Source organism: Sphingomonas aquatilis, assembly GCF_014196115.1.
GTDB lineage: Bacteria > Pseudomonadota > Alphaproteobacteria > Sphingomonadales > Sphingomonadaceae > Sphingomonas > Sphingomonas aquatilis.
This window is the reverse complement of record NZ_JACIDB010000021.1, coordinates 1-11,174: the sequence shown is the minus strand read 5'-3', so window position 1 is coordinate 11,174 and position 11,174 is coordinate 1. Positions and strand designations below refer to the sequence as shown.

14 protein-coding genes are annotated in these 11,174 nt (G+C 63.6%); 6 read left to right on the top strand and 8 right to left on the bottom strand.

Going from position 1 to position 11,174, the window contains the following annotated elements:
- Positions 1 to 119: 119 nt before the first annotated feature.
- The 8 genes from GGR47_RS18705 to GGR47_RS18670 form a co-directional block, all read right to left on the bottom strand.
- On the bottom strand, positions 120 to 755 hold the full coding sequence (locus tag GGR47_RS18705; RefSeq protein ID WP_147037116.1) for a hypothetical protein: 636 nt from the start codon (positions 753 to 755) through the stop codon (positions 120 to 122).
- 1 nt (position 756) lies between these two features.
- A complete protein-coding gene (locus tag GGR47_RS18700) occupies positions 757 to 927 on the bottom strand; it encodes a hypothetical protein (protein ID WP_244305259.1) in 171 nt (56 codons plus the stop codon).
- Positions 928 to 986: 59 nt separating this feature from the next.
- Positions 987 to 1,808: a S1 family peptidase gene (locus tag GGR47_RS18695; protein ID WP_147037114.1), complete on the bottom strand. Its 822-nt coding sequence runs from the start codon at positions 1,806 to 1,808 to the stop codon at positions 987 to 989.
- Between the two features lie 48 nt (positions 1,809 to 1,856).
- Complete coding sequence (locus GGR47_RS18690; protein WP_147037113.1) at positions 1,857 to 2,126, bottom strand: HU family DNA-binding protein; 270 nt, start codon at positions 2,124 to 2,126, stop codon at positions 1,857 to 1,859.
- Between the two features lie 115 nt (positions 2,127 to 2,241).
- Positions 2,242 to 3,450: a TniQ family protein gene (locus tag GGR47_RS18685; RefSeq protein WP_093067992.1), complete on the bottom strand. Its 1,209-nt coding sequence runs from the start codon at positions 3,448 to 3,450 to the stop codon at positions 2,242 to 2,244.
- 3 nt (positions 3,451 to 3,453) lie between these two features.
- Positions 3,454 to 4,383 carry a TniB family NTP-binding protein gene (locus GGR47_RS18680; RefSeq protein WP_147037112.1) on the bottom strand — a complete coding sequence of 310 codons (930 nt, stop codon included), beginning with the start codon at positions 4,381 to 4,383 and terminating at the stop codon, positions 3,454 to 3,456.
- Positions 4,380 to 5,306, bottom strand: coding sequence for a Mu transposase C-terminal domain-containing protein (locus tag GGR47_RS18675; protein WP_167509782.1), 927 nt, complete (start codon positions 5,304 to 5,306; stop codon positions 4,380 to 4,382). Before GGR47_RS18675 ends, GGR47_RS18680 begins: the two co-directional genes overlap by 4 nt.
- Positions 5,307 to 5,351: 45 nt before the next feature.
- A complete protein-coding gene (locus tag GGR47_RS18670) occupies positions 5,352 to 6,062 on the bottom strand; it encodes a DNA-binding domain-containing protein (RefSeq protein WP_093068001.1) in 711 nt (236 codons plus the stop codon).
- Between the two features lie 469 nt (positions 6,063 to 6,531).
- Here GGR47_RS18670 and GGR47_RS18665 point away from each other — a divergent pair, with 469 nt between their 5' ends.
- The 6 genes from GGR47_RS18665 to GGR47_RS19355 all read left to right on the top strand — a co-directional run.
- Positions 6,532 to 6,813, top strand: a complete 282-nt coding sequence (locus tag GGR47_RS18665) for a type II toxin-antitoxin system Phd/YefM family antitoxin (protein WP_093068003.1) — start codon at positions 6,532 to 6,534, stop codon at positions 6,811 to 6,813.
- Positions 6,722 to 7,207, top strand: coding sequence for a hypothetical protein (locus GGR47_RS18660; protein ID WP_241212659.1), 486 nt, complete (start codon positions 6,722 to 6,724; stop codon positions 7,205 to 7,207). Before GGR47_RS18665 ends, GGR47_RS18660 begins: the two co-directional genes overlap by 92 nt.
- Before the next feature lie 162 nt (positions 7,208 to 7,369).
- On the top strand, positions 7,370 to 8,140 hold the full coding sequence (locus tag GGR47_RS18655; protein ID WP_093068009.1) for a hypothetical protein: 771 nt from the start codon (positions 7,370 to 7,372) through the stop codon (positions 8,138 to 8,140).
- 27 nt (positions 8,141 to 8,167) lie between these two features.
- A complete protein-coding gene (locus GGR47_RS19410; protein WP_093068011.1) occupies positions 8,168 to 9,130 on the top strand; it encodes a TIGR02391 family protein in 963 nt (320 codons plus the stop codon).
- Positions 9,130 to 9,612 (top strand): hypothetical protein, encoded by a 483-nt coding sequence (locus GGR47_RS18645; protein WP_093068014.1) that lies wholly within the window; start codon positions 9,130 to 9,132, stop codon positions 9,610 to 9,612. The genes GGR47_RS19410 and GGR47_RS18645 overlap by 1 nt, the downstream gene beginning before the upstream one ends.
- 9 nt (positions 9,613 to 9,621) lie before the next feature.
- The coding region (locus GGR47_RS19355; protein ID WP_183949612.1) for an N-6 DNA methylase at positions 9,622 to 11,174 on the top strand (1,553 nt) is incomplete at its 3' end.

The following is an 11,174-nucleotide window of genomic DNA, read 5'->3' as shown; positions in this document are numbered from 1 at the left end:
TTGCGCTGCTTGGGGGCTCCACGCTGCCCCCGCTGCCACGAGCGAGTGTCGTTTCTATCTAGCGGAGAATGTGTCTTTTCTAACTGGCGGCAACAGAGCGTAACGGCTTTTGAGGTGTCTTACGCCGCCCCGATCGCGGCCGGCGCTTCGATCAACCAGCGGCCGACGATCCGCTCGAAGTCGACATACGGGATCCGATCGGGATCGAACTCTAGCACGGCCGCCAGATCGGGCAAGTCGGCTAGAAACGCCTCATAGACGCGCTGCACGCGGTCGGCGCTAGGCAGCTCGCGGCGCGATACGTTGGCGAGCCAATCACGCGCCTCGCGGAGCGCACGAGCCGGGTCGCCGCCATGCCCATGGATGTCCATACCGGCCAGATCGGAGATGAAACGCTGGTATCGGAACTGCTCCACGTCGAGGATCAAGACACGCTTGGCCTTCTGATGTTTGCCGCCGTAGCGCTTGGCGCCAAGGAACAGCCCGAGTTCGAGCGGCATGTTAAAGCGCGGCAGGTTGTTGACCGCGTCCAGCTCGGTGCGTGACAGGTCATGGATGCCGTAGCGGCACTGCTCGATCAGCGCGAAGATCTTGTCGATCCGGGTCTGGCCACCGTCATCTAGTTCGCGCGCCGAGCGCGGGCGAAAGCCGCAGACTAGGATGGCGAAGATCAGCGCGCGGAACGTTGGCGCGAAGGCATCGTCGAACGGGCAATTGATAAAGACGTCGTCCGTCGACGTCTGGACCGCCGGCAAGCTACTTCTTCTTGGCCAAAACGCTCTTCACTGCCGCGGCGATACGCTGGTCAGAGACGGTCGCTTTCTTGGTCGCCACCGGCGCCAGAACGTAACGGCCCGTCGCTGCGCTGCGCCCGAGCACGCCCGCCTTGCTGCCCTTGGTGGTGATCGTATCGGACCGGGTCGCCATGACAGTGATATGCGCCTCCCCTTCCCGCCGCGCAAGCGGCGTCCATGGCACCAGTCCGACTAGCGCCATCGTTCCCCGTCGCCGACGTCGAAGCTGATTGCATCGGCAAAGGGCCGGAGCACCTCGCTCGGAAGCGCATAGGTGATCGGCAGGCTGATTTCGCCCACGGTGAGCCCGCTCGTCACCATGCCGAGCACCGCCCCGGTCCTCGGATCGCATACGACTCCCCCGCTGATCCCGCCAAGCGCCACCGAGCTGATCTGGAACAGCCTGGTCTCGCCGCGCTGAATGGCCGGGATCACAGCGCTGACGATGCCCTCGAAGAACGACGGCTGCACCAGGCCGCGGTTCGTCGAGTTGGAGAAGAACATCGCCTTGCCGAGCGGAAAGCCGCCGATCAGCACCCGGTCGCCCACCCCAACCTTCGTCGAATCCCCCCATCTCACCGGCGGCACGTCGTAGGGCGCCTCCTTGCTCTCGGTCGCAGGACAGATCAGGATGCCGGCGTCGATACCCGGACCGCCGTCCTCAAAGCGCTGATCATAGTAGCGCATGACAGCCGCGAACGGGTACGGCCGTTGCGCCTCTACGCCGTTCAGCCGGCTGTTCGCCCAGAGGTAGGCCTCATGCTCCTTGATGCGGAGCGCTTCCACGACGTGCCAGCAGGTGTATAGCTTGCCGCGGCCGACCTGGAAGGCAGTGCCTTGGATGTCCAGTACCCAGTCTACATGGGCTGGGTCTTGAATGGCGATATGGAGCGCGAGGTCGCCCTTGGGCACGCCCGCCTTGTTGCCCACGGGTACGATTGATCGTGCGAGGCGGGAGATCGGCGTATCACGCCCGCGCGACGCCCAGGGCACGCGCTCGAGCGCCTCCTTCAAATTGGCCGGTTTCGGAGCGGGCCTTCGATTGTGCGCGGCCACGAGCGCTCAGAGCCGATCCTTGAGCGCCTTGGCCGGCGTGAACGTCAGCTTCTTCGACGGCGCAATCGTGATCGCCTCGCCCGTGGCCGGATTGCGGCCGCTGCGCTCGCTCATATTTCTCACCTTGAACTTGCCGAAGCCCGGCAGGTTGATTTCGTCACCAGCCGCGGCGGCCTGGCCGATCGCGTTCAGCGCCGCGTCGAGCAACTCGCGCGCCTGTTTCTCCGTCGTGCCGAGCTGGTCGGCGACCTGCTTGGCGAGATCCTTGGTGTTCATGCTGTCCGCTTCCCCTGTTTGCCGAGCCGATGTCATAGCGGCGAAGCCACCCGCGGCAAACCGTCGCTCCGCCCGTTGCCGACCGGGATCGCCGTCCCGCTTCAGCCGTGAGTCCTCAGGCAGGAAGGTCCGCCAGACTGCCGCGCCAACCTGGATCTCCGGGGCGCCTGATCAGGCTGGTGAAGCCGAGCTCCGCCCGGATCGCCTCAAAGCGTGCAAGTACATCATCGACGTCGATCCCTGATGCTTCATGCAGGACGCGCATGCGTTCCCGCAGGGCTGCCGGCCACCGCTCGCTGCCTCGGATCAGCATGGCCTGCACGCGTGTCGTGGCGTTCTCGAATAACCACTCGAGCTTCTGGGTCTTGACTTCGGAACCCGACGACCTAGTCCAGTACCAAAGGGAGAACAGCACGCTAATCTCCTCGCGCGAGATGATTGCGATCACCGCGCACAGTACCTTGGCCCTCATTCTCGGTGAAAGCTTGGGGAAGGAAGCGTCCGCCCAATTGCGAGGCCGGTGATGCGGAACAGCGCCGATGAACTCGCTTTGATATCGGTTGATCAAGCTGGTTTGGTCCAGATTGCGCGCGAGCAGCGCCTTTGTCAGATCGTCGAGCAGAGCCAGGAACTCGGACGGCTGGACCTCGCCTACCCCGAACCAGTGCGACGGATGGCCGAGCCAGGCGGCTCGCAAGCATTTCTCAAATGCCAGAAGCATCTCGAACTGTCGGGCGCCGCGCCGATCGTCGCTGGCCCACTCGCTGGCGGGGACACGATGGACAATGGTGTGAAGGAGCTTGCGGCAGTCGGGGCAGATCAGTTCGGTCGCGCCGTTGATGTGCACAAAGGTCGGCCCGCGAGTGGGCACGCAGCTGCGGCAGCCTTCATACCGCCACCGCAAATGACGATGACAGAGGACCAGCGGCAGAGCTGTGTCGCGATCAAGGTAAGCCCCGCCTGCCTTTCGACCTTCTTCAAGGCAAGTGGGACACCAGCAAGAGTGCAGAGGGTCCAGGGCATGTCTGGCCCGATCGGTGCAGCGCAGCCAATCCACGGCAAGGTTCGGCCAAGCCCGTCGGAGTTCCAGCGCGGCCACGCATTCCGGAGCCAATGCGAACGCCTCAGCGATACGATCCCGCTCGCCGGAATCGAGTTCGACGTCCACGCCGCCAGGAGCGACGTCGCCGTTCCGCAGCAGGCTGGCACGCAACCCCTCCACTTCCATGTCGTAGACCGCCGCAGTTCTGCCCAGCCAGGACGAGATCAGCTCGTCCGGATGCGGACGCGGGGCGACCGGCAGCGGGGATGCGTCGACTACCATCGCTCATGCAGTGCCCACCGCGCCCGACCCTGGCCGCCCTCGTCGTTTCGCGATCTCCTTCATGGTGACGCTGGGAAGGACAAGATCATCGGCGTCCAAGTCTTCGGGACCGATCATCTCCGCGCCCCGCCGGATCGCCCGAACGGCGAGGTTCTCAACAAGCCGGAAAATACGGCCGGTATTCCCGTCGGTCAGCTCCAGCAGCCTGGCCCTGAACAAGTCCTCGGCGAGCGGCGACGGATTTCGGAGCGGCAGGATGGCGGCCAGCGTCACCAAGAGCAGCCGAAAGGCTTCGTCATCTCGCCAGCGCACGAGCTCGATCGCATCGAAGCGATCGGCGAGCGCTGCGTCCGTCAAGAGCGCCGCCCTCGCCTCGTGGTTGCCCGTGCAGACCAATGGCATTCGCAGGTCGTTGGCGAAGTAGCGGATCGTGTTCAGGAAAATGCGTTGCTGGCGCGGTGTGCAGGCCAGCATATGGTTGATCTCGTCAAGTAACAGCATGCGCGCGCCGACCTTCCCCATCAACCGGCGCGTAAGCTGCCGGGCGCGTCCGAGATCGGACCCACCAGCGAAGCCCGCACCCAGCGCGGCCAGGATCTCGTCGTAGAACTCGCCCTCGGTCGGCTCCGGCGGCAGCTGCACGGCGACGACCGGGACGGTCGCCAGCCCCGTTCTGTCATCGAAGGTGCGCGGGTTTTCGTCCGCGAACCGCTCGACGATATGCGATTTGCCCATCCCTGTTTGCCCGAAGACGAGAAGGCAGGGCATGCGGGTGCGAGGCGGGTGCGCCAGCAACTCGCCCAGCATCGACCGGACCTTCTCCGCCTTCGGAAAACCGACCCAGCGATCCTTGCGTATCCATGCGACACGCTCATCGTCCGGCCAGAGCGCCTGGTCGCGGTAGCCTTCCGCCAGATGCGCGAATTTGGTCATCCTCTCTTCTCGTCGACCAAGAACGGAAGGTCGCCCAGTGGAGGCGCGGGTGGCGGGCATTGGCCAGACACAGGCGCCGGCTGGGCACGCTTTGGCAGATCAGAGTGCTTGGCCGCGCGGACGCGTTGAGCGTCCGCGAGCGCCGTCGCGGTGCGCTGCATGGCGAGCCGGGCCGCCTTAGTCTTGCGGGCAGCCTCGGCGACGATGAAGCGCTGCGTCTCGACAGCGTCAAAGATGAGCTGCTCGTTGACAGCCCCGCGGCCCCGCTCGCGCAGGGTACGCTGCGCCTCCAGCTGCTCCCAGCGGGTGATCGCTGGCCGGCGAAGGTCGCGGTACGGCACCTCAAGATGGTCACCGTCCGGCAGCTCGAGCCAGATCCGTGAAAGGTCGCGCGGGTCCCACCGGACGGGCAGCTTGCCGCCGGGTCGGGTGTAATGGCAGGACAACGCATCATCCCAATAGTGGGTATTGAACAGCTCGATCCCTTCGCGCGTGACCGCCCGCACCTCGCAGGGCAGAAAGTCGAACAGGAACGCGGCCGGATCAGCGGGCAGCCGCATGAGTTCCGTCCGTCGCTCAACCGCTTCGTCCCAAGCGGTCGCAGGCGGGATGCCGAGCCCGCGGTGAATATCTGCGTGGTACGGCCCGATAATTTCCCCGGCGAGCCAGGCCTCGATCTCCGCCAGCGTCATGCACGCCTTACCTTCGGCCTGGTAGTCGCCGCGCTCGGCGACGTTGGAAAAAGTGGTGCCGGGCAACAGGTGGACGGCGCCCATCATCGTCCCGATCAGCCGCTCGATGTGCGCACCATAATGGGGACGCTTGCGAGGCCGGTACTCGAGCGCGATCGAGTAGGTACGGCAGCCGCGCTTCAATGCCTTCGAATGGTGCTCCCGCGCATTGTCGAGGTGAAGACGGTCCATCAGGCCCTGATTGCCCCATGGCGCAGACATGCCGCGTTCGGCGAGCTAGGGGTCCTTCGGCAGCACGGCGTGGCGCATGGCCATCCCAACCGACACCGCCGACGGGTGCAGCATCGTGAGGTGGAAGCCCGGCACCGTCCTGCTCGCAATGTCGATCATGAGCGTGATCCACGGCCGGCCGATCGGCCGACGGTACACGTCGTCGACTGCGATTACGTCGACGAGCGTGTGGTCGGACTGCACGAGTTCGAGTGCGTAGCCTGCCTCAAGGCGGCCGCGCACCGGCCGAAACCGGTCGGCCGCCGCCTTGGTGCCCTCGCGTGCGGCGATGATGTCCTCCGGCGGAAGCGCCGCGATGCGAGCGCGCAGTGCCTTTACGCTCGGGATTGGGACGCCGGCCTTCAGGCACTCGTGACGCAGCCAACGTCGCAAGCTAGCTACGCTCGGCTTCTCCGCGGTGAGATAAACCTCGCGGAGCGCTCGGCGGATCAGGTCTTCCTGTTCGCTCAGCAACCGGCGCTCGCCCCGTACCCGACCGCGCTTGCCCGGGAGAAGCGAGGCGAGCTCCGGTGAAGCGCGGTACGCCCGGATTAGTTCGAACAGGCGGGAGCGTCCAAGACCCAAGGTGGCTGCAGCGTTCGCTGCGGTCTGGGCATTGATCGTGACCTTGGCGGCAAGAGGCCGGATCACGAGTTCCCGGCGATGGGCCTCGCTAAAGGCTGCGTCACTCGCACCGTCCGTTCCCGCCTCGCGCATCGGTTCACAACCCTGCCGCTTGGACTGCGGACAAAGTCTATCTTTTCAGGGCATGAGTCCAGCGTTTCGGGAGCAGAATGCCCGGGCGAACCGGCAATCAAGGCCGCAGTCCACCTATTCAGGAACTGCGACATCGGGACCATACACGTGCCCCTTTATTCCAGGAAGGGATATTACTGGAATAAACAATGTGCATCTTTGCCGGGTGAACCAGGTCTTGACGGCTTCCCGGATTATCCGCATGATCCGGCCTGTCAGCCTTTCAGGCTGGCTTGCTCCAGGTAACGCTCGGAAACAGACAAACGCAACGCAACAAGACCGCCATACACGCTGAAGACGTCCCGATGTGCAAAGAGAACGGCCGCTAGGCCAAGCGGAGATCCGCAACGCACTGGTGAAGGACAGCCCGCGGGCAGGCGGTTGAAACAGATCCTACCACGGTAACTGCGACAAGATTGGAGCGCCGCTCATGGCGAAGAGCATGGAAATCGTGCCGTCCGGCACGCTGCAGAAGCAGTTCGGCCATTATTCCGACGAGGCGATGATCCGCCCTGTCGGCGTCAGCCGCAACGGCCGGGTGCGCTTCGTCATGGTTCCTGTGGACGAATATGAGCGCCTGCGACGCCGTGAACGGGTCGCCGGGCGCACGGAGGATCTGGATGAAGAAACCCTCGACGCGCTCCGTGCCGTCAAACCCGGGCCAGGCAGCGAAGAAGCCGAAAGGCAGTTCCAAGCTGCCGGAGCCGGGTGAAGTCCTTAACTACAGCTATCTTTGGGAGCGTGAGTATCGCGAGGGTCGCGACGAAGGGATCAAGGACCGACCTGTCGCCGTCGTGCTGATGACAGTCAGCCGCGATGGTCTTCCCCTCGTCCATGTCGTTCCCTTCACGACCAAGGAGCCCGGCGCCGACGACGTCGCGATCGAGATGCCGCAAGCTGTTCGCCGGCAGCTCGGGCTTTCCGGCGAGCGGTCGTGGATCGTGGTCAGCGAGTGGAACCGCTATGCGTGGCCGGGCTACGACACGCGGCCGATCCCCGGGCGCGAGCCGTCCACCAGCTACGGCTTCCTGCCCTCCAGCCTGCTCCAGCGCGTCCTCGATACGATGGTGGCGGTCGGGATCGGTCGGCCGGTCGACCGCGACTGAATAGTCAGGTGGCTTGTCCCCGTACCGTCGAGATGGCCTAAGGCGATCCGTTGTAAATGGGCGAATAGCTTGTGTTGGGGGAAGGCACAGATGCGAACACGGAACATCGCTTGCATAGTTGGGCTGGCGGCCCTCGCGGCCTGCTCGGGATCACCGGAGTCGATGCTTCAGAGCGGTGATCCCAAGGTTTGTGTCTCTGATGCCATTCTGTCTCAGGCGTATGACGTCGTCCGAGAGAACGCGCAGGCGCCCCGCGACGAGCTTCTCGCCGAGCGATATGACGAACTTAAAGCCGGGTGGCTGGCCAAGCTTTCCTTCGTTGCTGGCGACGTGACCAGTACCTCTGTGGACCGTGCAAACCAGAGCGTCGAATGCTCGGGCACACTTCATATCTCTGCTGAAGGGGTGGAGGGTAGCGAAGATGCGCCGTTCGCATACCAGGTGAAGGCGAACCTTTCGGATCCTCGCAGCCCGATCATCTCCGTCGACGTGTCAGCACTCCGCGGCCCGCTGGCTACGATGCTTGGCAAGGTTGCTCGGCCGGACATTGTAAACGCCCAGTCGAGCCGCGACGAAAGCGATGATGCCCTGACCAAGCTGGATGAGGATGAGGTGAGGAATACGCCGGGTGCGCTCGAAAAGCTGCAGGCCCGGTCCCGAGAAAACTTGGTCCAGAACAATTTCAGCGCTTCGGAGCTGGCGCTGGTGGACCGTGTCTACTCCTCCCACATGATGTGTGCTGCCTCGGACGCACGCAATCGTGATGCCCACTGCCGCAAAGAGCGGCGTCTCGAGCAAGAAGCGAAGTCGATCGACTTGTGCCGAACCGCGGGCAACGAGTGGTATCATTGCTCACGCGAAGCCGAGCTCCAGGAACAGAGGGACGCGCTTCGCGGGACCAGAAATGATGATGTCGTCGAAGGCGCGTTCTGACCCACCGCAGGAGGCGAGGTCCAGCAAGTGTCTATAAGATCCTACGTAACCAGACAGTTCCGCGCTTATGCCTGGGCCGTTCTCGTTGGGGAGCGAGGTAACGACACCGGGCAACCCCGGTATATAGGCGGCCCTACATGCGACGAAGCTATCGGCGACCTACTTGTTCTTCTAGGTACGTGCTCCAGGCCTCTAAAAGCTTGGATCATCTCGGATCTCGATACGTTCGGGCACGGTGACCACGCGCTCTTGATCGAAACAACTGACGGTGCCGTTGTTGTACGCGGCGGGCTCACTTCTGGTTACAACGGCCAAGGTGCTCGAGCACTAGCGAGTTCAATTAAGCTTCTGGTCGATCGCGACTGCTACCCCGAAGATGCGGTTGTAAGAAGAGACGTCCTTTTACGCGCGAGACACTGTGCGCTCTTGGATGAGGATATCGAGCTCATTCGCAATGGTGGTGACGTACGACGGAGGCAGCACTTCACTCATTACCTCGACGCGCCTTACTTTCGTGAGAGAAGGACTTGGGAGTACGGCCGACCCGTCCTGCCCTTATCCTTGCTTCATCCTTCTCTACGCTCAACCGCGCAGGAGTTCTTTGTAAAGCCAGACCAGGTTCTGCGTGACGTCGCTCGAGACATCGAGCATCGAGTGAAAACGCAGCTGCCCAAGGGCAGGTCAAGGGGTCAGCGCGAGGGTGCATTTTGGAACAACGCCTTCTCTGAGGACAACGCACCTCTCGTATGGCCCGACTTAGAGAAGGGCGAGGTAATCGCGCGGGTGAAGCTCTTTGAGGGGGCCTTTGGCACGATCAGGAACCCCCGTGCGCATCGACCGGATGTACCAGACGATCACGCGTTCGAAGAACTTCTACTCCTGAATATGCTATTGAGCTTTGTCGATGAGGCCGAACCACGACAGATGGACGGGACCAGCGAAACGATGGAAAACGGAGTCCCTCCCGCTTCCGAGGAACGCACTAGCTGATGCCTGACGACATCGTGCCAGCGTACCCGGGTTCGGCGGCGAGCGCCTGGCAGATCCTCAACCTCGCACACGAGTTTCGCGGTAGCTGCTTGCATCTGATGGCGCGGTCTCACGGATCGGAGCCACACCAGCTCGCTCCGGCCCGCGTTTTAGCGATCCACGCGATCGAGCTCTACCTGAACGCGCTGATGCTTGATGCTGGCGAGACACCCCAAGCAGTCCGTGGGCTGCAGCACGACCTCGGGGCGCGCGCGAAGCGAGCGGGAGAGTGCGGTCTCGTCCTGCGCCAGCGGACGGCCGATCATCTGCACCGGCTTACCAGCGGGAGGGAGTACCTGACAGCCCGCTATGGACCAGAGCTGTCAGGGACGCTGTCGCAGCTCAACAGGTTGACGGCGACGCTTGAAGAAGTCGCGCAAAAGGTCACGCAGCTTGTTAACAGGAGGATCGAGGCACGGTTTGCGAGCCGGGCATCAGCGTGAAGGGGCAGAGTGGCATACAATCCTGAACAGATCGCGGAGGAGTTCTTCGAAGCCGTCCGTCGGGTCCATGCTTTGGGGGCCGGCACGCCTGAGACCGCCTACTATCCCGCGCTGAACACCCTGTTCGAGCGCGTGGGGGCTTCCCTCCGGCCCAAGGTGCTGCCCGTGTCGCAGCTCGCCAACACCGGCGCCGGCAGCCCCGATTTCGGTTTGTTCGCAGCGCGGCAGATTCAGAAGGGCGCACCGCGGCCGGGGCAGGCGCCCGAGCGCGGGGTAGTAGAGGTCAAGGGCGTCGCCGATGACAGCCTGTTCAAGTCGACACCCAAGCAGCTGACTAAATACTTCGAAGGCTATGGACTGGTCCTCGTGACCAACCTGCGCGCCTTCCAGCTGGTCGGACGCGGACCCGACGGCCAGGCCGCACGTCTGGAGGCGTTCGCGATCGCGCAGAGCGCGCCCGAGTTCTGGTCCCTCGTTCAAGAGCCGGCTGAAGCCGCCAAGTCAGTCGGCCGCGCGTTCGTCGAGTATCTTCGGCGCGCCTTCACGCAGAACGTCGCTCTCGTTCAACCCAAGGACGTCGCGTGGTTTCTGGCATCCTATGCTCGCGACGCACTGGCTAGGGTCGAGGCCGCTGGTGATCTGCCGGCGCTTAAGACGATCCGTACCGCGTTGGAGGATGCCCTCGGGATCACCTTCGAGGGCGAGAAGGGTGATCACTTCTTCAGGTCCACCCTCATCCAGACGCTCTTCTACGGGTTGTTTTCGGCGTGGGGCATCTGGGCGCGCACCACACCGCGCAACCCTGCGCGGTTCGATTGGCACTCGGCTGCATGGACCCTCCATGTGCCGTTCGTGGCGACACTGTTTCAGCAGCTCACCGCTCCGAAGCACATCAAGAAGCTGGACCTCGTCGAGGTGCTCGACTGGACCGGCGAGACGCTCAACCGGATCGACGCCAAGGAGTTCTTGAAGCGCTTCGAGGAAGGACGCGCTGTCCAGTACTTCTACGAGCCCTTCCTCGAGGCGTTCGATCCCAAGCTCCGGAAGCAGTTCGGAGTCTGGTACACGCCGGTCGAGGTGATCGACTACATGGTCGCGCGCGTCGACCGTGCTCTCAAGCACGACCTTGGCATTTCGGATGGGCTCGCTGACGAGCGGGTCTATGTCCTCGACCCCTGTTGCGGCACCGGGGGTTTCTTCAACTCCGTCCTGCGCCGGATTGAGGCGAACCTGGCTGCTCATGGGCTCGGTTCTGCCGTCGCGGATCGACTGCGAAGTGCCGCCTGCAACCGGGTGTTCGGCTTCGAGATCATGCCGGCGCCCTTCGTCGTCGCCCACATGCAGGCGGGCATCACGCTCTCGAACATGGGGGCGCCGATACCCGACGATGCGCGGCCGGGGATCTACCTGACCAACGCCCTCACCGGGTGGGAACCGCACACGAACAAGCCCCTGCCCTTCGCGGAACTGGAGGAAGAGCGGGCCTCGGCCGATGCCGTGAAACAGACCAGGCCGATCCTCGTCGTACTCGGAAACCCGCCCTATGACGGCTTCGCCGGCGT